Here is a 209-nt window from a genome sequence, read left to right as displayed (position 1 = left end):
CCCCGACGAAGCCAAAGTTCAGACGACCCTGCTGAACGAAGCCGTCCTCTGCCGCCAAACCGTCGCCAACGGCAGCGGCAACGTCGTCTCCATGGCACCGATGAAAGTGTTCCAAACCGATACCGCCTTCCCCGAAGCACCCGACGGCTGGCTGGTACTCAGCATGGAACACAGCGGCAGCCGCGATACCGCCTACACCCACACCTTTA

Annotated in this window: 1 protein-coding gene; it reads left to right on the top strand. The window is 61.7% G+C overall.

Features of this window, described 5'->3' with window-relative positions:
- Positions 1 to 209, top strand: a 209-nt coding sequence (locus HMPREF3050_RS14715) for a hypothetical protein (RefSeq protein ID WP_210399940.1), incomplete at both ends; no start/stop codon positions are given.

The sequence above is a fragment of the Neisseria sp. HMSC065D04 genome, from assembly GCF_001815675.1.
GTDB lineage: Bacteria > Pseudomonadota > Gammaproteobacteria > Burkholderiales > Neisseriaceae > Neisseria.
This window is presented reverse-complemented; position numbering and strand designations above follow the sequence as displayed.